Genomic DNA, 23,097 nt, shown 5'->3' on the forward strand with positions numbered 1-23,097 from the left:
AGAATGACCAGTCAGTCAATAAAAAATGTAATGGAGGATATGATGAATCACGTTATTAATTTCGTTCTGAAAAACAAATTCGCCGTATGGCTGATGACGATTATTGTAACAGCAGCCGGCTTGTATGCGGGTATGAATATGAAGCAAGAATCCATTCCTGACGTGAACATGCCTTACCTGACGATCAGCACGACATATCCGGGTGCGACCCCAAGCCAAGTGGCTGATGAGGTGACCAAACCGGTTGAACAAGCGGTGCAGAATTTGGACGGAGTCAGCGTTGTGACGTCAACGTCCTACGAAAACGCATCGTCGGTCATGATTGAATATGACTATGAGAAAGATATGGACAAAGCGAAAACAGAAGCGGCTGAAGCCTTAGAAAACGTCAGCCTGCCTGATGACGCGAAGGATCCGGAAATTTCACGCTACAGCTTGAACTCTTTCCCGATTCTGACGCTGAGCGTGTCCAGTGATAAAGACAACCTGCAAGAACTGACAAAACAAGTGGAAGACAGCCTCGTTTCTAAGCTTGAAGGCATAGAAGGCGTTGCTTCAGTCCAAGTATCAGGCCAGCAGGTGGAAGAGGTTGAATTCTCTTTCAAAGAAGACAAACTGAAAGAATACGGCCTAGATGAAGATACAGTCAAACAAGTAATTCAAGGTTCAGATGTGACAACTCCGCTTGGATTGTACACATTCGGAAATGAAGAAAAATCTGTCGTCGTCAGCGGCGATATCGAAACAATTAAAGATTTAAAGAATATGAGAATCCCGACGGCATCAGCTTCAAGTGCAGGCAGCAGCGCAGCATCACAAGCGGCGGCGCAGAGTGCACAAGCAGCTCAAAGTGCGCAAGCGGCAGCACAGTCGCAGCAAAGCGCAAGCACAGATGTGCCGACGGTTAAGCTTTCTGACATTGCCACAATGAAAGATGTGAAAAAAGCTGAGTCTGTTTCACGTACAAATGGCAAAGACAGCATCGGCATCAACATCGTCAAAGCAAACGATGCGAATACTGTAGAGGTTGCTGACGATGTCAAAGATGAGCTGAAGCAGTTCAAAGAAGACCATAAAGGCTTCGACTATAGTGCAACACTCGACATGGCAGAGCCGATCACACAGTCAGTTGAAACGATGTTAAGCAAAGCCATTTTCGGTGCTATTTTTGCGATTGTGATTATTCTCTTATTCTTAAGAGATATCAAATCAACATTAATTTCGGTTGTTTCTATTCCATTATCACTGCTCATCGCACTTCTTGTGCTGCAACAGCTTGATATCACATTGAATATCATGACGCTCGGCGCAATGACTGTTGCGATTGGACGGGTTGTCGATGACTCTATCGTTGTTATCGAAAACATTTACCGCCGCATGAGACTTAAAGATGAGCCGCTCCGCGGAAAAGCCTTGGTTCGTGAAGCGACGAAGGAAATGTTTAAACCGATCATGTCATCAACGATTGTGACAATAGCGGTATTCCTGCCGCTCGCACTTGTAGGCGGACAAATCGGTGAGTTGTTTATTCCGTTTGCCTTAACGATTGTTTTTGCGCTTGCCGCATCCCTGGTGATTTCGATCACGCTTGTGCCGATGCTGGCGCACAGCCTGTTCAAAAAATCATTAACGGGCGCGCCAATCAAAGCAAAAGAACACAAACCTGGCAGACTTGCAAACATCTATAAAAAAGTATTGAACTGGGCGCTGAGCCACAAATGGATCACGTCTATCGTCGCCATTCTGATGCTGCTTGGAAGCTTGTTCCTCGTACCGTTAATCGGTGCCAGCTACCTGCCGTCCGAGGAAGAAAAAACGATGCAGCTCACATACAGCCCAGAACCGGGTGAAACGAAAAAAGAAGCCGAAGATGAAGCTGAAAAAGCGGAAAAAATCCTGCTTGACCGCAAACATGTCGATACGGTTCAGTATTCATTAGGCTCTGGCAGCCCGCTTGCCGGAGGAGATTCCAACGGCGCGTTATTCTATATCAAATATGAAAGCGACACGCCTGACTTTGATAAAGAAAAAGACAACGTGTTGAAGGAAATTCAAAAGCAATCTGACCGCGGAGAATGGAAGTCACAGGACTTCAGCTCTTCAGGCAATAACAATGAATTAACATACTATGTGTATGGTGATTCTGAAAACGACATTAAAGACACGGTCAAAGACATTGAAAAAATCATGAAAGATGAAAAGGATCTGAAAAACGTAAACTCAGGCCTTTCCAGCAAATACGATGAGTACACATTTGTCGCTGACCAAGAAAAATTAAGCAAACTCGGTTTAACTGCGTCTCAAATTTCTCAGGCCTTAATGACACAAACATCACAAGAACCGCTCACAACCGTGAAAAAAGACGGCAAAGAGCTTGATGTGAACATTAAGACGGAAAAAGACGAGTATAAGAGTGTGAAAGATTTAGAGAATAAAAAGATCACTTCTGCGACTGGCCAGGAAGTCAAAATCGGCGATGTCGCAAAAGTGAAAGAAGGATCAACATCTGATACCGTGTCAAAACGTGACGGCAAAGTCTATGCAGATGTCACGGGTGAGGTTACATCTGACAACGTCACAGCCGTATCAGCTGATGTCCAGAAGAAAATTGATAAGCTTGACATGCCTGATAACGTAACGATTGATACAGGCGGGGTATCAGCAGATATCGCCGATTCCTTTACGAAGCTTGGTTTAGCGATGCTGGCAGCAATAGCGATCGTTTACCTCGTGCTTGTGATTACATTTGGCGGAGCACTAGCGCCATTTGCGATTCTGTTCTCATTGCCGTTCACAGTCATCGGTGCCCTGGTCGGACTTTATGTATCAGGTGAAACGATCAGTCTGAACGCAATGATCGGTATGCTCATGCTGATCGGTATCGTTGTCACGAATGCCATTGTCTTAATTGACCGCGTCATCCATAAGGAAGCGGAAGGACTGTCTACGAGAGAAGCGCTCTTAGAAGCCGGCTCTACACGACTCCGTCCGATCCTGATGACAGCCATCGCGACAATCGGCGCCTTGATTCCGTTAGCGCTCGGCTTCGAAGGCGGAAGCCAGGTCATTTCAAAAGGACTCGGCGTAACGGTTATCGGCGGGTTGATCAGTTCAACGCTTCTGACGCTCTTGATCGTGCCAATCGTATATGAAGTATTGGCGAAGTTCCGCAAGAAAAAACCGGGAACGGAAGAAGAGTAAAAAAACAAAAAGCCTCAGCTCTGCTGAGGCTTTTGTGCGTTTTCACCTGTAAGATTATGTACATTTTGTTGCGATTTTTTTAACTCATAGTATAATTAAAGGTTGTTAGTGTAAAAATGGATCGGATACTCTTAAGTAGGATGATGAGATAATGAAACGTGCACGCATAATATACAATCCGACTTCAGGACGGGAGATCTTTAAAAAGCATCTTGCCCAGGTCCTGCAAAAGTTTGAACAAGCCGGCTATGAAACCTCCACCCATGCCACGACATGCGCAGGAGACGCAACGCACGCCGCCAAGGAAGCGGCATTGCGTGAGTTTGACTTAATCGTTGCAGCGGGCGGAGACGGAACGATCAACGAGGTCGTCAACGGGCTTGCGCCTTTAGACAACCGTCCGACACTCGGTGTGATTCCTGTCGGCACAACGAATGATTTTGCGAGAGCGCTCAATATTCCGCGTGAGGATATTTTAAAAGCGGCAGATACGGTCATTAACGGCGTTGCCCGCCCGATTGATATCGGACAGGTGAACGGCCAGTATTTTATCAATATCGCCGGTGGAGGCCGTCTGACGGAGCTGACGTACGACGTGCCAAGCAAACTCAAAACGATGCTCGGCCAGCTTGCCTATTATTTAAAGGGAATGGAAATGCTGCCTTCACTTCGTCCGACAGAAGTCGAGATTGAATATGACGGCAAGCTGTTTCAAGGCGAAATCATGCTGTTTTTGGTCACGCTGACAAATTCCGTCGGTGGGTTCGAAAAACTCGCGCCGGATTCCAGCCTGAATGACGGCATGTTTGATTTGATGATACTCAAGAAAGCAAACCTTGCTGAATTTATCAGAGTCGCCACAATGGCGCTCCGCGGCGAACACATCAACGACCAGCACATTATTTATACAAAAGCGAACCGCGTGAAAGTCAATGTATCAGAAAAGATGCAGCTGAACCTGGACGGCGAGTACGGCGGCATGCTGCCGGGCGAATTCGTGAATCTGTATCGACACATTCACGTCGTCATGCCGAAGGAGAAAGCGGAACAGCTGGATGACTAAAAACTTGGCTTTTTAAGCCAAGTTTTTCTTTCGCTTAAAACAAGAGGTGAACATAGATGAAAATGAAACCCCCAGTAGAAAAAAACGAATACTACGATGTGACATTTGAGGATTTGACTCACGAAGGAGCGGGCGTCGCAAAGGTGCAGGGATTCCCGATCTTCGTGCCGAACGCCCTTCCGGAAGAAAAAGCCCAAATCAAAGTCACCCGCGTCAAAAAAGGTTTCGCCTTCGGCCGCCTGATCGAGCTGAAGGAAGAAAGCCCGCACAGAACAGATGCCCCTTGCCCGATTTACAAACAATGCGGCGGCTGCCAGCTTCAGCACATGACCTACGAAGGTCAGCTCTTGTTTAAACAGAAACAAGTCAAAGACGTGTTAGAACGGATCGGCAAGCTGGACCTGTCCAACGTCACCGTGCACCCGACACTCGGTATGGAAGACCCGTGGAACTACAGAAACAAAGCGCAGGTGCCGGTGGGAGAACGGGAAGGCGGACTCGTCGCCGGATTTTATCAGCAAAGAAGCCATGACATTATCGACATGAGCGCCTGCCTGATCCAGCAATCCAAAAACGACGAAGCCGTTCAAGCCGTCAAAGACATTTGCGCCAAATACGGTGTCAAAGCGTACAACGAAGAACGCCACAAAGGCTGGCTCCGCCACATCATGGTAAGATACGGTGTCGTTACAGGTGAGATGATGATCGTCTTCATCACAAGAACAAACGATTTCCCGCACAAAGCGAAGATCATCGAAGACATCACAGCGCAATTCCCGCACGTCAAATCCATCGTGCAAAACATCAACCCAAACAAAACAAACGTCATCTTCGGCAACGAAACAAACGTTATCTGGGGCGAAGAATACATCTACGACCTCATCGGAGACGTAAAATTCGCCATCTCCGCCAGATCGTTCTATCAGGTTAACCCGGAGCAAACAAAAGTGCTCTACGACAAAGCGCTGGAGTACGCGAAGCTTCAAGGGGAAGAAACCGTCATCGACGCCTACTGCGGCATCGGAACGATTTCTCTCTTCCTGGCTAAGCAGGCGAAAAAAGTGTACGGTGTAGAAATTGTGCCAGAAGCGATTGAGGATGCGAAACGAAACGCTGAATTAAACGGCATCACAAACGCTGAGTTCGCGGTTGGGGAAGCGGAAACCGTGATTCCAAAGTGGTATGAAGAGGGTATCACTGCTGATACGTTAGTCGTCGACCCGCCAAGAAAAGGCTGCGACGAAGCTCTCCTGCGGACGATTATAGAGATGAAGCCGAAGCGGGTGGTGTATGTGTCGTGTAACCCTGGCACGCTTGCGAGAGACTTGCGGGTCCTTGAGGATGGCGGGTATGCGACGCGCGAAGTGCAGCCTGTGGATATGTTTCCGCATACGAATCATGTGGAGTGTGTATCACAGTTAGTTTTAAAAAATGATTGAGGGAATTATAACCCCTCAACCTGTACAATTTATAGTAGATATTAACATCTTTGTTCGATATTACCGATTTTATCAATAAAACATAAGTAATATTCGGATGCTAACTTATTGAACTATAAAAACTTTTAAGCTGTTCTATTATGACAGAAATTTACATGTTTGTAACTTTCTGTCATCACCTTTTTTATCTCTACTTTATAATCAGGTTTAGATACCTCCTCGTTAATGAACTTTTTACTGCGTCCTCCTTAAATTAAATTTGTTCCTGAACCAGCTTTTCAGTGAACTTAAACTTTCTTGAATAACCCCTGATGAGCCACCGATTTTTAACAGCTCCCCGATCTTAGCAAGTACATAGCCTATCCTTTCAAAGTTATGTTCATTAACAATAGATGTAAAAGTTAAGTTTAAAAAATGAGGTGCAGAGAGAACAAGGGTTGCGGTTATTGATTAGAACATAATACTATTTTATCCATAGAACAAACAATAGGAACTAATGGTTAATTCGTTCTGCAAAACTATAACTATTTATGTCAGATTATACAGATTTTTGTGGTATGATGAATTTAGGAAGTATATTACTTTTGTAAGGGAGTTAACAAATGCTTTTTTCTGAACTGTATAGTGTAATAAAGAGTCAAGATGAAATATGGTTTGATCCTATTTTAGATGTGGACACTAAATTATTTATTGATCCTTTTCTGCTATTTAGTTCTTCAGAAGAACACTTTAAAAATGCACATTCTAAAGTAATTCAGTTTTTTAATGAGGCATTTATATTGGCGGCAAAGAGTAGTGGAGTGCCTTCAAGCTTATATTACAAAAAATTAATATCAATGCTTACTTTTCCAGAGGTTGAGGAAATTTGTCTAGGTTATACCAATAAAAGTACTGGGGGTTCAGGTGGTGGTGAGGGTTTTTCTCACTCTATAGCTGCAGCACTAATAAAATCTATTAGAGTTGGAATTAAAGAGATTAATCATTTTGAAGAAATTGGGATACTCGAGAAAGGTATTGGACGTGATAGAATAAGCGATATTTGTGCAAATATTATTAAAGAAGAATTGATTGCGTTTACTCAAGATATTTGCGCTAAACATGAAATACCACTTAAGCAATTTAAGGTTAAAAATTCAAGATTTAATTTTGAATTTAAGAGATGGGAACATAATATTGTTTCTCTTCCTTTAAATCCAACTAATAACAAACCCATTCTATTAGTACCTGAAAGTATTTTAAGAGAGCTTCCTAGTATTAACGCAGATGGGTTCCTTGATTGGGCTTGGTCGAATGAAAATGAAACCTTGAGAACTGATTTTAATTTTGAAATCAAAAGTAAAATAAATAAAGAAGACATTATTAAGGTTGCTTCAAATAGGGTTGACTTTTTGGAAAGGTATGTGAATTATGTAGAAAGTAAAGTTTCATTACCCTACGATATAGATAAGGATCCAAGTGGAATTTATAAATGGTATGAACAATCTCAAAAAATTCAACAAATGAAACCTATAGAACTGCCAATTCCTAACGATCATGTTGAATTAGCTGCCTTAGTTAAATTACTTATCGAAAGCTTCAATTCGTTTATAATTAACAATTCAGGTTATAAACTATTGTGGAATGAAACACCTCTAACACCAAAAAGAGAAGAAGCTTCTCAATTATTATTCTTTGGATTAGTTAAGGAACACTGTAAGGCGAATAATATTGATTTTTCTAGGGAAGTCAATCAAGGAAGAGGCCCTGTAGACTTCAAATTTTCAAATGGACACCAAGATAGAGTATTAATTGAGGTAAAAAGGGCAAGTAGTTCTAAATTAAAACAAGGTTTGCTAAATCAATTACCCCAGTATCTAGATAGTGAAGATATTCAAATTGGCTACTATGTTGTAATTGTACAAAAAGAAGAAGAGTACAAAAAAATTAGTGGTCTTAAAGGAGAAGCAAAGAAATTAAGTGAAGAGTTAGGTAAATTTATAGATGTTTTTGTTATTGACGCAATTTATGATAAGCCCTCAGCTTCTAACATTAAATAAATACAACTACATTTTGACATATAACTTATATAAAGAAGTCTTAAAAGCATTTAAGACTTCTTTATATGTATTGAAAAGCTAATTCATTAGCTATACTGTTCAATTAGACTTTAATATAGAAGAAAAAATGGTAAGATATTATCGGCAGTAAGGGTGTGTTAATATGTGGGAAAATCCATGGTTTGTTGGTATTGGAGGTGGAATAATAAGTGGTTTATTTGTATTTTTTATGACTAATTTTATTTTTAATAAAATAAGTAAAAAAGACTACTTTAAAAAAGTACATCAAAGTAATAAGGAAATGATAAGCTTATTAATACTCTCCATTTCAGAAGGAGAGCTTCCCTCCTTAAAGATACTCAATTCATTATTATCGTCATTATCTAGAAAATATAATGTTAAACTACAAGATATGAATAGTATAAAGGAAAATCTTGAGGATCTTATAAGAGAAGTTTTTGATACTAACTTTATAGCTATTGATAAAAAAATTAGCATATCAGAGAGTCTAGAGAAGATGATAATACAAATTGAAAGAGAAGATTTTAAAAAGAAAGAAGAAAAGAAAGTGGGACGAAATACATACATAAATACTAATAAATTATCTTTATTTGTACCAACATCAGTTATGGCAATGACAGTAACTATTGGTTTAAGTTTCGCTCTAATTTACACAAAGGATAATCAAGTTAATTTATTATTTGATAACGATATTTCCTTTATCACGTTGTTATTGGGAGTTACATTAACAATTGTAGTTACACTCATGTCATTTATATCAACTAAAATAAGCAAAGAAAAACAATTAAAATTAAATGAAATGTATAAAAAAACTCTATTATTAAAAAAAAGACCAGGTATAACCGATAAAGAAGATTGTTGAGAATAGAAGAATAATTCTCTGTTTATAGGGGCTTATAATAGTAATTTATAAGATTTTAAAAAGTAGAGAACGATCCCTATAAAAAAGGAACTATATTAATTTCAATTATTCAACACTGGGTAGGGGAGAATGTTAGTAGTATGGAAGGAAATATTTTAAGAGAAGTATTATTTACAGCTTTTCGTTTTCAGTAGTTTAAGTCTTATTAGAATAACTAAATTGGTTATTATGTTATTCTCTTTGCTTTAGGAATGGGATCGGTGTATTTAAATCAATTTTAAGACTGTAGTTACTTACTGTTCTAAAAAAGTTTTTGCAGACTCTCACTTAGAATAGATCCCTAAGTGTTCATAAACCCAAATTTGTTTCCGTTGAGAGATTGTGTATTGAGAATGTAAAACATCCTCGTAATCGTATTCTATTGATAACTTTCCGTTTATCTCTAGCTGAAGTGTCAAGTTCGTCCAGACATCTTGGTTATTTTCTTTGAACTCATCTCGTAATTCCTCAAATGAGTCATGTGATTGTAATAATAATTCATCATAAACGTCCTCACTAACATGAAAATGTTCAGGGATATTATGAGAATAGATATAATCCTCACTTTGCGGAGGATTGAAATAAAAGAAAACTTCAGAAGAATCGTCGAGTACTTCTGCATAAAGAGTGACTTTATTCCATTCAGAAGGTATGATTTCGTTAATGCCTTCTGCTATCTGTTGATATAATTCACCCATTTTTTCTGTTTCCATACTAACCTCCAGTTTTCAAGAACTATATCAAATTTAGATTCAGGTAGCTAATTAAAAATTCTTTATCATCCTCGTCTTCAGGCAAAATACCAAGAGTGTTGTACTCCCATAATGCAATTCTTTGATACCCATCTAACTCAGATGCCAAAATATCGTCATCATTATAATCAAGTTGGAATTGACCATTGCTCTCCAATGTCAATGTAAGGTTAGTCCAAATCTGATCAATATTCTTTTTATGCTCAACTCTTAATTCCTCAAAAATTTCACGGATTTCCCTTAATAAAGTTTTGAAGATATCTTTACTTACGTTGTATTGGGCAGGTATATCTTGTGAATAAATAAGTTGATGTTTTTCTGATGTCTTGAAGTAAAAGAGAACCATGGTAGAGTCATTTAATACTTCTGCATAAAGATAAATTTTTGTCCATTCACAAGGTATGATGTCATTTAATTTCTGACTAATAAGCTGGTACAAATCTTGCGTTTTTTTAGTTTCTAATCTTTCACCTCCAGCCGTCGAGAAATCCTAGTTATCAAAAATAGCTCAGCAGTGAAGGCTGAGCTATTTTTGATTTATAGACCGAAGTAGTTTATTACAAATTTTTTGTCGTCCTCATCTTTAGGCAATATCCCTAAATTTTGATATTTCCAAACATCTCGTCTTTGAAGGTCATCAAGTTCAGACGATAAAACATCATCATAATTATAATCAATTGAAAACTTTCCGGTGTTTTCTAATTTTAAAGTGAGATTTGTCCAAATATCTTGATTGCCTTGCTTAAATTCTTCTTTTAGTTCTTCAAATAGCTCTTGAAGTTCAATTAGCAGTTGATCGTAAATCTCTTCCCTTACATTAAATTGTTCAGGTATATAATGAGAATATAAATAATCACTATTATTTGGTGTTGTAAAATAAAAGTATATATCCGCTGAGTCATCAAGTATTTCAGCATATAAAACGATCTTTTCCCATTGAGATGGGATCATTTCATTTAGATATTCAGCAATCTTTTGATATAGTTCACCTATTTTTACAGTTTCCATTAAATTAACCTTTAACTTTGAATTGTTGATGGCATTATTTAATATTTAAATAATCCTTAACAAATTCTTTATCCTCTTCGTCTTCAGGGAAAATACCCAATTGTACTCCCAAATCATTTGTCTTTGGTATTCGTCCAAAGTAGATTCAATAACATCTTCATAATCATAATCAATTGAGAACGTTCCATTGCTTTTAAGATTCAGTGTCAAATTTGTCCATGCTTCAGGATTATTTTCTTTAAACTCATTGTGTAACTGTTTAAATAACTCTTGAAGATCTATTAATAGTTCGGTATAAATCTTTTTACTGACTTGAAATTGTTCTGGAATGTCGTGAGAGTATATATATTCATCGTTTTCTGGTGTTTGAAAGAAAAAATACACTTCTCTGGAGCCGTCTAGTATTTCGGCATAAAGAACAATTTTACTCCAATTAGCAGGAATTATTTTTCCTATGACATCAGTTATTTGTAGAGTGCTTTCTAACATCATTATTCCAACTTTATTAAATTGGATTTTCAGGATATTCTTCTAAATATTTTTTTATTAATTTTTGTAATGATGGATCCTTAGGTTCTTCCCCTAAATATTTAAATTTCCAGATGATAAGCTGATCACTGAAACTATAATCTGTCCTAAACCAATCTGTATAATCAAAGTTGACAGTTAATTTCCCTGATCTCTCTAGGCTAAGAGTGAAGGAATAAAATAATTCTTGATCATGATCTTTGAAAACATCTCTCATTTTTTCGCTTAGTTTAAATAATTCCATCTCATACTGATCGAATTCATTTTCGTCAATATCAAATTGAAACGGAATTTCAAGACTGTACTTAAAATGCTTAGGTTCATTTTGAGAATTATAAAAAAAGTAAGTGCCTCCGCCTGTCTCTGAAACCTGAGCATAGAACAAAAATTTCTCCCATGGTTCTGGTATCATTGTTAACGGTTTCAGCTATGCTTCTATATAATGCATTTAATTCATTTCCCAAAAAAGGCTCATCCACCAGCATTGCTACTCTGGACAAAGCTCTAGCAAATCATGAAATAATGCCAGTTCTACCGTAATTTGGGGACCGAATAAAGGCTCTGTTTTTATATCAAGATCACAAATGATTTCGTTCATTTCTTGATAATCAAGAGCGTTGTATCCCATTTGTTTTAGAGTTTGGTTCACTTTTGCATCGAATTCCTGTTGAGGCATAGAATATGTTTGTGTACTAAAACCATCTAGGATTGGAGTTGTTCTCTTTGGATCAATGTTTTCTAACTCAAATTCATGTTGTATGTAAAAGATAGGGGCCAACTTAGAAATCATTAGTTTGCTGCTATAGCTTATATTAAAATCATTTTTTACAAATGGTTCAAATTCAAATCTAAATGTAGCAGAAGGCCAAATTTCATCCTCATTTGTATTTTCATAACTTATTTTTTCTGTTTTTAAATAAGACTTTAATGAGTCAGAGAGGATAATTTCTTGTTTACATAAAGATAGATACTCTTCTTGTGTAGACTCTTTATTGTAGAATTTATTAATAGCATCAGCAATCAATTTATCCATAAGGGTACCTCCCAAAATATCTATTTTATTCTTAAATCATGTCCGCCTGATTTGTCCGCTTCTTTAGTAGGATTAAGGTTAAAATCGACTTCCCCTTGATGTTTCCCTCTTTTATTTAGGACTTCAAAGCGTCCATGTTGTGTATCTAAAGCATAATATGTTTTACTTTTTGAATCGTAGTATACATCTCGTTTATTAATTGTGGATAGTTTAGAATCTTTTTTCCAGCCATTCTGTTTAGCAATCGGGGCGGCGGTTTCTCTTATAAAAGCAATTTTTTCATTGATGTTCATGCTATACATTTTCTTTTCAAAAGATGTAACATCAAAAGTACTACTGTTCGAAGGTGATTTCCCACTATTTGATTGAAATAATACACTTTCTTTTTTTGATACATCTCTAAGAAGTTCAGTATTTAGAACGTTATGAACATCTTGTATTTTTTGTAAGTCACCCGCAAAAGCAAATTGATTTGTTCTATTAGAAAGCATGTTACTGAACATTTCTGAGGTAGTAACAAGTGCTTTACTGCCTTTTGTAATAGTTTTTTGAGCTGTGAGTGTTCCTAGCTTTCCAACTTTATCTATACCTTTAGTTCCAATAAGTGCTGTTACAACAGTGGCCAGGGAATAGGTGATCCAACGTGATCTTGACTCTGCGTCTCCGTTTACCATATCACGCTTCCATGAATCGGATAACGCTGCCCATATATTAACTCCCGTAAACGTAACTGTTGCGAGTTGCTGGGTGGGAGAGGAGTTTAAAAATTTGTATACACTGTTAATTGTCTCTGGTGCATGTAAAATCATATCCTTCACACCAAGAGCAGTGTCTTTTCCAAAGTTGTATAATCCCTCACCAATTCCTTTTAAAATTTTAGCTTCCTGCTTAGCCGTTTCTAATTGTATCACATACTGTTGTTGATAAGGCTCAAGGTTCTCATACCCAATCTTCTTCGCAATTTCTAAGTACTCATCCGGGTCAGACACACCATCCGCAAGCTTTTTCTTCAAATCTTTGATCTCGCGTTCCTTCGCTTCCTCTTTCTTAATCTTCAAGTAAGCATCCGTCCGCTTCTCGATGTCGCCTTTTTTCTTATGTATGTCGCTCTCACGGTACGCCTTGGCGTTGTAGTGGATGGGTGTGGCGTTTTTTCCTTTGCCCGTTGCTTCTTGGAGCTTTTGGAAGTCGGACTTGATGAATTGTTCGTTTGGTTCTGACAGGGCGTATTCTGTCTTCAGGTCTTCGTCCAAGGCGTCCAATTTTTCCAGTGTTTTTTTGCGTTTGTCGTTGGCATCGGCCAGCTCGTCTTTGAAGGTTTCTGTTGAAAAAAGGTCGAGCGGGAGGATGTTGTCGATATCGTTCAAGATGTCTTTCATCGCTTTTTTCTGTTCGGACATGATGGATTTCGATTTTTTATGGGCATTTGCCAGTTCGTGCTCCAGGAAGGATTCTTCGATGTATGCGTCTGAGAGGTCTTTGTCTTCGGCGGCTCCGGCGATGCTGTTAAAAAATGCGATTTTCATGTCGATGTAGTCGATCCATTGGTCGGTGACGCCAACGTGGTCGTGGTAGAAGGCCTTGATGTTGCTGGCGCCTTTTCCAGAGAATTCGCTGTCGTCAAGATCGGCGACGCTTTTTAAAGCTTTTCTCAAGTTGACCATTTGCGTTCTTAGTTCTTTGTACTCTTTTGCACGGTCTGTCGCTTCCGAAAGCAGTGTATTCGCTTCAAATACTTTCATGACCATTTCCCTTCTTTTGTTCGCTCAATATCAAAATTTTACCACGGTGCGGGATAAGGGTGGGGGTGATAACGTGTTTTGGTGGAAAAATGAGTCATTTGGCATGTGTCTTTATTCGTGAAGGGATTGATGGAAACATGGTCGAAATGATATTGATCACTAAACATTTTTTGGAAGTTAGGATTCTATATTGTATTTTTAAGGAGCATGTTGATGAAGAAAAAACGGATTACATTTGGTTTATTAGGGTTAATGGTATGCGTCATACTGTTTGCTCTGTATGGTCAGTTACACAATAAAGACAATATTCCTGTCAAAGCTTCCGCCATCCACCCCGAAGAAGACCGCATCTTTTTTATCTACTCCAATCCTTTCATAAAAGAAAGCACGCTTCTTTCGACCTCAACAGGCGAAAGGTTTAATAGGCGCACGTTCAAGGTGGCGGATGTGCCTTATATTCAAACGAAATCTGTCGCATCAACAGACATTGTATTATTAGCGGAGCACGAGCCTTTTTACTATACGCTGGAGAAGGATGTGATCAAAGAGCATCTGCTGTCAGATCCATTTGCGTTTTGGTATGAGGGGGAGGATGTATCTGTTAAGGCCTATAACGTTGATACGGCGGGGAATGAGATACACATAAACGACAGAAAAACGAAAAAGGAATATCAGCTCACCTTGCCTTCGCTTGTCACGATGGGGGCCAGTGATGAGAACTATATTTATATCATTCAAGGCATGTCTATTTATGTGATCGATAGAAAAACAGAGGAAATCATTGAAACCCTAGGTTTAGCCTCATACGCAGATAAATTCGCAGACTCGGAGGAATTTATTGTCGCGAGCTCGCAGCATGAACTGACTGTGATTGAAAAAGGAACATGGAAGACGAAATATATTTCGTATCCTGATGAGCTTGAATACGCTGATACCGTGTACTATGACAAAGAAAGCGGCACCTTTTACGTGACGTATGAAGACAAAGAGGGTGAAGCGAACTTGCTGGAATATGGGAAGGATTTTTCTTTTCACACATACGGCTTGAGATTCCCTTATATGGATGCAAAGTTTAAGGGGAATCAACTGTATATTGTTGCCCAGGAAGAGCATAAAAAGGGCATTGGCGGGTACGTGGGTGTGTTTGATATTCAATCTAAGAAGAAGCTTTATCAGTTTGATTTGCCTGAGGAACAGGTGAAGGTACAGGATTTTGTTGTGGTTGATTAAAGCTATAGATTCTGAAAGCTCATCATTGCTCTTAGCGTCTTTTTCTTTTTTGTTCAAGAGTTGATCTTTGCTGATAACGGTGTCGAAATTCTGTGAAACTTTCATTCAAAGTACTCGTATATGAAACAAAAGGAGGACGATGAAGCGATGGGTGGTTCATATTTGAGTGATTTGTGTTCAATGTATCAAAAAGATAAGTTCTTTACCGGGTTTGTTCCTGAGGAGCTTTTGACATATGCGTGTGAGCTATTCCCGTTATCGGAGAAAGAAACGGTGACGGCCTTACTGAATTGTTCCATGGGAAATAAAGCGAAAAGCTTTGTTATGTTTACGAGTAAGGGATTGTACTGGAAGAGATTTGGAGAACAAGAGGGATGTGTGACCTGGGGAGCATTCACTGATATCCAATCGATTAAATCGACGGATGATTATGAGATTTGGTTTGATGAAGTAGAGGTTTTTGATGTCGGCTTCAGTTCATATCCTGCGGATCTGTTGGCAGAGCTGTTGAGGGTAATTCAGCAATTTCTTAGTGAAAATGGCTTGGATTTGCTTACGGAACCCCGGATAGATCATGTATCTGTTTCTGCCAGTGAATTGAGGGAAATCAGTATTTTGTTTCAGAACAGCCATGACAAGATGTTCGGTTTGACCAATGGGCTACTGGTCGGTAACGAGATTTCTGAAAAGAGAGAGGTACGATTGAGAAAACGGCTGCACATTCCTAAGGATCAGGAGATGATCTCCTTCTGGAGTACTTTTCCCGTGAAGCAAACAGATGGCATCACATTAACAGACAAAGGGATTTATTTTTCAGATCCTTTTCTCAGGTTATTTTATCCTTGGCATGTGTTTAAGGAAACGCCTGTGATGTTAAGAGATCAGGAGTTAATTGTGGGGAAAGAGAATGTCATTCAATTGCTGGAAAACCTGATGCCTGCTGAAGACGTGTTTGCTTTTATAGAACAAGTAAAACGAAGAATCAGCGCTGTTACGAGCTAGTGAATGCGTATGTGAAATAAGCATGGACCCTTGCGCAAAGGGTCTTTTTTTTTGCGGGGAAAAACAAATTGACAGGATGAAAAAACAATTTCTTCCTTCTGTGTTGTTTTCAAAATATGGGATTGATAGAATATGACATATCTCACAGAGAAGGAGGGAAGCCGTTGAGTCAAGCCATACCGTCTTCGCGTGTCGGTGTTAAGATAAATGAATGGTACAAGATGATTCGCCAGTTCAGTGTTCCGGATGCTGAGGTTCTGAAAGCGGAGGTGGAGCAGGACATTCAGCAGATGGAAGAGGATCAGGATTTGCTGATCTATTATTCTCTGATGTGTTTTCGGCACCAGCTGATGCTGGATTATTTGGAGCCGGGACAAACATACGGGAATCGCCCTACAGTGACAGAGCTTCTGGAAACGATTGAGACCCCTCAGAAAAAACTCACAGGCCTATTGAAATACTACTCTTTGTTTTTCCGCGGCATGTATGAATTTGACCAAAAAGAATATGTTGAAGCGATCGGGTTTTATCGCGAGGCGGAGAAAGAACTGCCGTTTGTGTCAGATGAAATCGAGAAAGCGGAATTCCATTTTAAAGTGGCAGAAGCGTATTACCATATGAAGCAAACCCATGTGTCGATGCATCATATTCTTCAAGCCTTAGACATTTATCAAAACCATCCCCTATACAGCATTAGAACCATACAAAGCTTGTTTGTGATCGCCGGCAACTATGATGATTTCAAACAATATGGTAGAGCGCTGCCGCATTTAGAAGCGGCGCTGGAATTGGCCATGGACATTCAAAACGACCGGTTTATCGCCATTTCTTTGTTGAACATCGCGAACAGTTATGACAGATCAGGAGACGATCAGATGGCTATAGAACACTTCCAAAAAGCAGCGAAGGTAAGCAGAGAAAAGGTCCCTGATTTGCTTCCGAACGTCTTGTTTGGATTAAGCTGGACATTATGTAAAGCAGGTCAAACACAGAACGCGTTTCAGTTCATAGAGGAAGGATTAGGCCATATGAGAACATATCCAAATGCGGGTTCTCACAAATTTTATAAAGAATTGTATATGTTCTTGCAGGCCGTCTACAAAGAGAGTGTTGATGAGACCAGAATCCTTGAGATGTTAGACTATTTCGAAAAAAAGAACCTGCACGCTTACATTGAAGCATGTGCCCGCAGCGCTGCCGCTGTTTTTGAAAGCCGCTGTCATTTTGAGCACGCTGCTGCGTTTTATCGGAAAGTGCTGAAAGCGCAAGAAGATATTCAAAAAGGAGAGTGTTTATATGCTTATTAAGAAAAAAGTGTTGATGTGCCTTGGTGTTACCCTTATTTTCGGAAGCATTTCGTTTCCTTTCTTGGCAAACTCCGGCGGCTTTAAGGAATCAACGGATCGAAACACGACGTATATCGATCATTCCCCTTACAAGCTCATGGATCAGAAGAAGAAAGCCCTTAGCTAGGGCTTTTTTCTTGCTTTACGGAAGACGTTCGATTCTCCACACCGCGGCATTCCTTCTATTTCTAACGCAAGACACTCGAAACAACCAAACCATTTGAGGTATAATGGATAAAGTGAATAACAATATACAGATTGATATATATGAAAGAGAGTGGAGCATCATGGGCCGTAAGTGGAACAATATTAAAGAGAAGAAGGCGTCTAAGGACGCGAATACGAGTCGGATTTATGCGAAGTTTGGCCGTGAGATTTATGTGGCGGCGAAACAGGGCGAGCCTGATCCGGAATCCAACCAGGCGCTGAAGGTTGTGCTTGAGCGCGCGAAGACTTACAGCGTGCCGAAAAATATCATTGAACGTGCGATCGAGAAGGCGAAGGGCGGAGCGGAAGAGAATTTCGATGAGCTTCGTTATGAGGGCTTCGGGCCGAACGGATCAATGATTATCGTTGATGCGCTGACGAATAATGTAAATCGTACGGCGCCGGAAGTGCGTGCGGCGTTCGGGAAAAACGGCGGAAACATGGGTGTGAGCGGATCTGTTGCTTACATGTTTGATGCGACGGCTGTTATCGGTGTGGATGGCAAAACAGCTGACGAAGCGCTTGAAATCCTGATGGAAGCGGATGTCGATGTCCGTGACATTTTAGAAGAGGATGACGGCGTGATCGTATATGCTGAGCCGGATCAATTCCATGCGGTGCAGGAGGCGTTTAAAAACGCGGGCGTTGAGGAATTTACAGTAGCGGAGCTGACCATGCTTGCGCAAAGTGAAGTGACGCTTCCGGATGATGCGAAGGAACAGTTTGAAAAGTTGATTGATGCATTAGAGGATTTGGAAGATGTTCAGCAGGTGTATCATAACGTTGATTTAGGTGAATAAGAAGTGAGCAGACTGTCATGGTCTGCTTTTTTCTTTTTAGCTGGTTTAGGCGGCCGCCCATACGATCTATAAGATCTTCTCATACTCTGGACTGTAACCTATGCGAAGGAGAGAGTGGATGAATATGACTGATATTAGACATATGTATGGAGGACCCGGTTTTGGTTACCCTGGCTGTGGTATTGGCCATCAGGGATACAATATGCAAGATGCAGGCTACCCAGGATACGGCATGTATGGAGGGGCCAGCGGATATCCGGGCCATGGCGCACACAGGGGCTACGGCGGTTATCCAAGCGGCGGCTATGCTGGCTATCCGGGAACTGTAAGTGATCCGAGCTACGGCATGCACCATGAGAACGATGGGCATCACCACTATTATCACCAGCATCATGATGGAAAAGATAATCATCACCACCATCATCATGATGGTAATTACGGCCACCATCACCACCACCATATGGGCAACTGGGGACAAGACGGCTATAAATAAAGATGATGGAAAAAGAGGCACTCTTGCAGTTCAAGAGTGTTTTTTATCTTTTTCTTGACTGTTCAGTCTGGAAACTGGTAACATTTGTTTCAGGAGGTGATAGCCTTTTGGGGAGGAATAAAGAATTTGATACGGCGCTTGTTCTTCACAGGGCGATAGAGGTTTTCGGAGAGTACGGCTACGAAGGCACGTCTCTTCAGGAACTGCTCTCTCATTTAGGCATTGCGCGCCAAAGTTTGTATGATACGTATGGCACAAAGCGTGATTTGTTTCTGTCAGCTGTGAAAACGTATCTTGAGGGGAAAAATGCTGCCGTTATGGAAAGGCTTGAGGCGCCTGGATCTGTAAAGGAAGCCATTCGTGAAATTTTTCATGAAGGCGTCAATGTCCTTAAAGATCCGGAACGGGCGAAGGCGTGTTTCATCATTAACAGTGCGATTGAACAGATCCCGCATGATCCTGAGCTTGCCCGGTATTTTGAGGGACAGTCGAAGCAGCTTGAGGACGCTTTTTATCAGGCGCTTTTAAGAGCGAAGGATCAAGGAGAATTGACTGGCGAAGACAATGATATATCGGCGCTTGCCCGGTATTTGAATCAGAGCAGGCTGTCTCTGACGTTTGTCGCCAAAGTGACGGCTGATATGGGCCGGCTTCAGGACCATGTTGACGTAAGTTTATCGGTGCTTGATTAACATGTGGTAAAGGATTCTTTGCCCATGTATGCACTTTTTGGACTGAATGGTCTAAAATAAAAATGAGGTGATGATGAATGTTAATGAATGAATTTGAAAAGGCATGTGACACATTGAGAAAGTTTATGGCCTATATGCTTGAGAAGGACATGAAGAGCTGGACGGAGCTTTGGGATGAGAATGCCATATTTGAGTTTCCTTATGCGCCAGAGGGGTCACCAAAAAGAATAGAAGGAAAGGCGGCCATTTACGATTATATTAAAGATTATCCTGATCAGATTCATCTTTCTTCGTTTACGGCTCCGACAGTGTACCGCTCAGCAGATACGAATACGATCATCGCGGAGTTTCAATGTGACGGCCATGTGATTGAGACTGGGCTGCCTTATCGCCAAAGCTATATCAGTGTCATCGAAACGAGGGACGGCCGCATTGTGCGCTATAAGGATTATTGGAATCCGCTCGTCGTAAAAGAGGCGTTTGGAGGATCATTTTTGCAAACAGAGGAGAGTGGAAAATGATGAAACAGCAGCCGATTTTAATCACGGGCGGGACCGGCACAACCGGGAGCCGAATCGCCAGCCGTTTAATAGAGCTCGGGTACAGAGTGCGTATTGCAAGCCGGAAAAAGGGCACGCTTTCTGATGCTGAGTATGTGTATTTTGATTGGAAGGACGCCTCCAGTTTTACACCTGCTTTGGAACAGGTGAAACAGATCTATCTTGTTGCCCCGGTCGGTGTATTTGACCCGGCTCCTTATGTGCTCCCGTTTCTAAAGGAGGCAAAGCGGCTCGGTGCGGAGCGAGTGGTAATGCTCAGTGCGTCGGTTGTCCCTGAGGATGGCCCTGTGTTTGGTGCGCTTCATCGGGCGGTACGTGATTTCCCTGAATGGACGGTGCTCCGGCCTTCTTACTTTATGCAAAACTTCATCAATGTCCAGCATGGCATGTCTATTCAAACGGATGGGCGCATCATCACGGCTTCTGGTGAGGGAAAGCTAGGGTTCATCGACGCTGATGACATCGCAGAAACGGCCGTGCGTGCTTTGATAGATGATGTTCCTCATCAAACACATCATATTCTGACAGGACCCGAGGCGCTGAGCTATGCCGAAGCGGCAGAGATCATCGGAGCTGCGGCGGGACGCCGGGTGGAGCACGTCAGCATTTCTCGTTCCGAGCTGCAGAATAGGATGGAGGCAGCAGGTTTGCCGGCGGACTATGCCCGTTTTATGGCGGGGCTGGATGAAGCGATTCGCCATGGTGCGGAACATCGGGTAACGGATACAGTGAAGTGTGTGACGGGAAAAGAACCCCGTTCGCTGACTGAGTTTGCGGCTGCTCATGCTGCATACTGGAAACGCTGACCTCATTTTGGACTGATTGATCTAGAAAGACCTTCGGCGATGCCGAAGGTCTTCTTTTTGAAAAAGCTAAGTCGTGTTTCAGTCATAATGATGCCTCCTGCCTCATACCTATTAAGGTCATTGTTTTTGAGAAAGGAGGAGCCGGAATGAAGGATATGCAGCCGTTTACGCCTATCAAAACATACACGCCCTTTCACAGCCGTTTTGATCCCTGTCCGCCCATAGGGAAGAAATATTACAGAACGCCGCCTAATCTTTATATGACCTTTCAGCCTGAGCATATGGAGCAGTTCTCGCCAATGGAGGCTTTAAGGAAAGGCACCCTTTGGAAGGATCTCTATGATTTTTATGAAAACCCTTATCGAGGGGGAGACGTACATGGCAAAAAAGATTGATGCCGAATATTACCGTCAGCTTGAGCAAATCCAGGCCGCTGATTTTGTGCTCGTTGAGCTGAGCCTTTATTTAAATACACATCCTCATGATGAAGACGCGCTGAAGCAATTCAATCAATACTCCGGTTATTCAAGGCACTTAAAAAGACAGTTCGAATCCTCTTACGGACCGCTTCTGCAGTTCGGAAACAGCCCCGCGGGCGAGGATTGGGATTGGGGAAAAGGGCCTTGGCCGTGGCAAGTATAAGGAGGAATGCCTGAATGTGGGTGTATGAAAAGAAGCTGCAATACCCTGTCAAGGTCAGTACGTGCAATCCGACGCTGGCGAAATATTTGATTGAGCAGTATGGCGGAGCGGACGGCGAACTGGCCGCAGCTCTCCGGTATTTGAACCAGCGGTATACGATTCCTGATAAGGTCATCGGCCTTTTAACGGATATCGGCACGGAGGAATTTGCCCATTTGGAAATGATTGCGACCATGGTCTATAAGCTGACGAAAGATGCCACGCCGGAGCAGCTGCGTGAAGCCGGGCTCGGAGATCACTACGCCAATCATGATGGTGCGCTTTTTTACCACAATGCGGCGGGCGTGCCGTTTACAGCGAGCTATATCCAGGCGAAGGGCGACCCGATTGCCGATTTATACGAAGACATTGCGGCAGAAGAAAAGGCGCGGGCGACGTATCAATGGCTGATCGATATATCGGATGATCCTGATTTGAACGATTCCCTGCGTTTTTTGCGTGAACGTGAAATCGTGCATTCTATGCGCTTCAGAGAAGCGGTTGAGATTTTAAAAGAAGAACGGGATAAAAAGAAGTTTTTCTAATGGGCAGATGGGCCTCTCTTTCATGCACCCCTTTTACATACAGAGAAAATGTCTGTTTTTGCTGTTAGGTCTGCATTATAATCAAGGTGTGTGCAAGCTTACTTTTTGATTGGGAGGCCTTTATGTCATCTTTTAAGATTAAGAGTAAAACGATTGCAGATGGATTTTACGCGTGTCCGGCCGTGTATGAGGATGCGGAATCGATTACTGGATTGCTCGTTCGAACTGCTGAATGGCTTCGGGATCGGGGCTCTAACCAATGGAGCGGACTGCTGGAAGGGCAAGATACACATGATATCACGGGTTCAATTGAAAATGGACATGTGTTTGTGTTTAAAAAAGACGAAGAGCTTGCGGCTGTTGTGATGCTGCTGCCGGAACCGAGCGAGTGGGACAGGACGCTTTGGGGAGATGATGGGCACGAGGAGTCCATTTATTTGCACCGCCTGGCCGTCAGCCGCCGGTTTGCAGGACAGGGGCTTGGCGCGCGTGTTCTTCATTGGGCAGAGACGGGTGTTGACTATCCGGGAAAAACACGGATCCGGCTTGACTGTGTTGCTGATAACGACGCCTTGCACTCCTTTTATCGGCGTATGGGATATGAATTTATGGGTGCTGATCCATCCGGGTATCATTTATTTGAGAAAGAGATTTCGGCAGAATAAGCGTCCTTTGCAGGAGGCTTTTTTGTCTTTTTCTAAAAGGGAGGGCAGGCGATGTGGCCAATTTTTTTGTGATAGGGATCGTGACGGCTTGTCTGTTCGCTAGCGTCTCGTTTTTTGTACGGATGAAGCTTCCTGACAGAAGGTTGCCGGAATGGATGTTGGCCGGGCTGGTTGTCCTCGGCGTGTTTGCGATTTGGTACAGCCTCGTTTTTGTACGCGGCTGGGAGGGGGCAGTGCTCGGAATGCTTGGATTCAATGTCATTTGCGGATCCATTGCCGGATATTTGATCGGAAAAGTCATCCGGCGATACAGGAAAAAATAAGAGCGGCGGCTGCTCTCATGATG

Annotated in this window: 21 protein-coding genes and 5 pseudogenes; 19 read left to right on the forward strand and 7 right to left on the reverse strand. The window is 41.6% G+C overall.

Features of this window, described 5'->3' with window-relative positions:
* Positions 1–42 precede the first annotated feature (42 nt).
* From srfP to M1M80_RS03810, 5 genes are all read left to right on the forward strand, one after another.
* A complete protein-coding gene (gene srfP, locus M1M80_RS03790; RefSeq protein WP_060398091.1) occupies positions 43–3,201 on the forward strand; it encodes a surfactin resistance protein SrfP in 3,159 nt (1,052 codons plus the stop codon).
* Positions 3,202–3,352: 151 nt separating this feature from the next.
* Positions 3,353–4,264, forward strand: coding sequence for a diacylglycerol kinase (locus M1M80_RS03795; RefSeq protein ID WP_003219448.1), 912 nt, complete (start codon positions 3,353–3,355; stop codon positions 4,262–4,264).
* A gap of 56 nt (positions 4,265–4,320) precedes the next feature.
* Positions 4,321–5,703 (forward strand): 23S rRNA (uracil(1939)-C(5))-methyltransferase RlmD, encoded by a 1,383-nt coding sequence (gene rlmD / locus M1M80_RS03800; protein ID WP_060398092.1) that lies wholly within the window; start codon positions 4,321–4,323, stop codon positions 5,701–5,703.
* 602 nt (positions 5,704–6,305) lie between these two features.
* The gene (locus M1M80_RS03805; RefSeq protein WP_060398093.1) at positions 6,306–7,739 is read left to right on the forward strand and encodes a hypothetical protein; all 1,434 of its coding nucleotides are present in this window, start codon (positions 6,306–6,308) and stop codon (positions 7,737–7,739) included.
* A 163-nt stretch (positions 7,740–7,902) separates the two neighbouring features.
* Positions 7,903–8,622, forward strand: a complete 720-nt coding sequence (locus M1M80_RS03810) for a hypothetical protein (protein WP_060398094.1) — start codon at positions 7,903–7,905, stop codon at positions 8,620–8,622.
* A 323-nt stretch (positions 8,623–8,945) separates the two neighbouring features.
* On the opposite strand, the gene M1M80_RS03815 is transcribed toward M1M80_RS03810, so the two are convergent.
* The 7 genes and pseudogenes from M1M80_RS03815 to M1M80_RS21525 form a co-directional block, all read right to left on the reverse strand.
* Complete coding sequence (locus tag M1M80_RS03815; RefSeq protein WP_060398095.1) at positions 8,946–9,374, reverse strand: antitoxin YezG family protein; 429 nt, start codon at positions 9,372–9,374, stop codon at positions 8,946–8,948.
* Between the two features lie 22 nt (positions 9,375–9,396).
* Positions 9,397–9,876, reverse strand: a pseudogene (locus tag M1M80_RS03820) (TIGR01741 family protein); the annotation flags it as partial.
* 74 nt (positions 9,877–9,950) lie between these two features.
* Positions 9,951–10,421, reverse strand: coding sequence for an immunity protein YezG family protein (locus M1M80_RS03825; RefSeq protein WP_060398097.1), 471 nt, complete (start codon positions 10,419–10,421; stop codon positions 9,951–9,953).
* A gap of 34 nt (positions 10,422–10,455) precedes the next feature.
* Positions 10,456–10,910 (reverse strand): annotated as a pseudogene (locus M1M80_RS03830) (immunity protein YezG family protein).
* 16 nt (positions 10,911–10,926) lie between these two features.
* Positions 10,927–11,434: pseudogene (locus M1M80_RS03835) on the reverse strand (immunity protein YezG family protein).
* A 2-nt stretch (positions 11,435–11,436) separates the two neighbouring features.
* On the reverse strand, positions 11,437–11,982 hold the full coding sequence (locus tag M1M80_RS03840; RefSeq protein ID WP_248596960.1) for a hypothetical protein: 546 nt from the start codon (positions 11,980–11,982) through the stop codon (positions 11,437–11,439).
* A 20-nt stretch (positions 11,983–12,002) separates the two neighbouring features.
* Positions 12,003–13,724: a T7SS effector LXG polymorphic toxin gene (locus M1M80_RS21525; protein ID WP_134980962.1), complete on the reverse strand. Its 1,722-nt coding sequence runs from the start codon at positions 13,722–13,724 to the stop codon at positions 12,003–12,005.
* Between the two features lie 213 nt (positions 13,725–13,937).
* Between M1M80_RS21525 and M1M80_RS03855 the strand changes: the two genes are divergently transcribed.
* The 14 genes and pseudogenes from M1M80_RS03855 (at position 13,938) to M1M80_RS03920 (ending at position 23,074) form a co-directional block, all read left to right on the forward strand.
* Positions 13,938–14,954, forward strand: a complete 1,017-nt coding sequence (locus M1M80_RS03855) for a hypothetical protein (protein WP_060398099.1) — start codon at positions 13,938–13,940, stop codon at positions 14,952–14,954.
* A 147-nt stretch (positions 14,955–15,101) separates the two neighbouring features.
* A complete protein-coding gene (locus M1M80_RS03860; RefSeq protein WP_060398100.1) occupies positions 15,102–15,956 on the forward strand; it encodes a hypothetical protein in 855 nt (284 codons plus the stop codon).
* A gap of 164 nt (positions 15,957–16,120) precedes the next feature.
* Positions 16,121–17,263 carry a response regulator aspartate phosphatase RapH gene (rapH, locus tag M1M80_RS03865; protein WP_060398101.1) on the forward strand — a complete coding sequence of 381 codons (1,143 nt, stop codon included), beginning with the start codon at positions 16,121–16,123 and terminating at the stop codon, positions 17,261–17,263.
* Positions 17,253–17,429 carry a phosphatase RapH inhibitor PhrH gene (gene phrH, locus M1M80_RS03870; RefSeq protein WP_060398102.1) on the forward strand — a complete coding sequence of 59 codons (177 nt, stop codon included), beginning with the start codon at positions 17,253–17,255 and terminating at the stop codon, positions 17,427–17,429. Before rapH ends, phrH begins: the two co-directional genes overlap by 11 nt.
* 160 nt (positions 17,430–17,589) lie before the next feature.
* Positions 17,590–18,309 (forward strand): YebC/PmpR family DNA-binding transcriptional regulator, encoded by a 720-nt coding sequence (locus tag M1M80_RS03875; RefSeq protein WP_060398103.1) that lies wholly within the window; start codon positions 17,590–17,592, stop codon positions 18,307–18,309.
* Between the two features lie 124 nt (positions 18,310–18,433).
* On the forward strand, positions 18,434–18,802 hold the full coding sequence (locus M1M80_RS03880) for a hypothetical protein (protein ID WP_060399998.1): 369 nt from the start codon (positions 18,434–18,436) through the stop codon (positions 18,800–18,802).
* 107 nt (positions 18,803–18,909) lie between these two features.
* Positions 18,910–19,494 (forward strand): TetR/AcrR family transcriptional regulator, encoded by a 585-nt coding sequence (locus tag M1M80_RS03885; RefSeq protein ID WP_060399999.1) that lies wholly within the window; start codon positions 18,910–18,912, stop codon positions 19,492–19,494.
* A gap of 77 nt (positions 19,495–19,571) precedes the next feature.
* Positions 19,572–20,015: a nuclear transport factor 2 family protein gene (locus tag M1M80_RS03890; protein WP_003240050.1), complete on the forward strand. Its 444-nt coding sequence runs from the start codon at positions 19,572–19,574 to the stop codon at positions 20,013–20,015.
* A pseudogene (locus tag M1M80_RS03895) lies at positions 20,012–20,880 on the forward strand (NmrA family NAD(P)-binding protein). Before M1M80_RS03890 ends, M1M80_RS03895 begins: the two are co-directional and overlap by 4 nt.
* Before the next feature lie 126 nt (positions 20,881–21,006).
* Entirely contained in the window at positions 21,007–21,255 is a 249-nt protein-coding gene (gene cotJA / locus M1M80_RS03900) for a spore coat-associated protein CotJA (protein ID WP_003240042.1), read from the forward strand.
* Positions 21,239–21,502 (forward strand): spore coat protein CotJB, encoded by a 264-nt coding sequence (gene cotJB, locus M1M80_RS03905; RefSeq protein WP_003240040.1) that lies wholly within the window; start codon positions 21,239–21,241, stop codon positions 21,500–21,502. The genes cotJA and cotJB overlap by 17 nt, the downstream gene beginning before the upstream one ends.
* A 14-nt stretch (positions 21,503–21,516) precedes the next feature.
* Positions 21,517–22,086 carry a spore coat protein CotJC gene (cotJC, locus tag M1M80_RS03910; RefSeq protein WP_003240039.1) on the forward strand — a complete coding sequence of 190 codons (570 nt, stop codon included), beginning with the start codon at positions 21,517–21,519 and terminating at the stop codon, positions 22,084–22,086.
* Between the two features lie 122 nt (positions 22,087–22,208).
* Positions 22,209–22,751 (forward strand): GNAT family N-acetyltransferase, encoded by a 543-nt coding sequence (locus tag M1M80_RS03915; RefSeq protein ID WP_019257713.1) that lies wholly within the window; start codon positions 22,209–22,211, stop codon positions 22,749–22,751.
* 22 nt (positions 22,752–22,773) lie between these two features.
* Positions 22,774–23,074 (forward strand): annotated as a pseudogene (locus M1M80_RS03920) (YesK-like family protein).
* The last annotated feature ends 23 nt before the right edge of the window (positions 23,075–23,097 follow it).

The sequence above is a fragment of the Bacillus inaquosorum genome (assembly GCF_023238325.1).
GTDB classification, from domain to species: domain Bacteria; phylum Bacillota; class Bacilli; order Bacillales; family Bacillaceae; genus Bacillus; species Bacillus inaquosorum.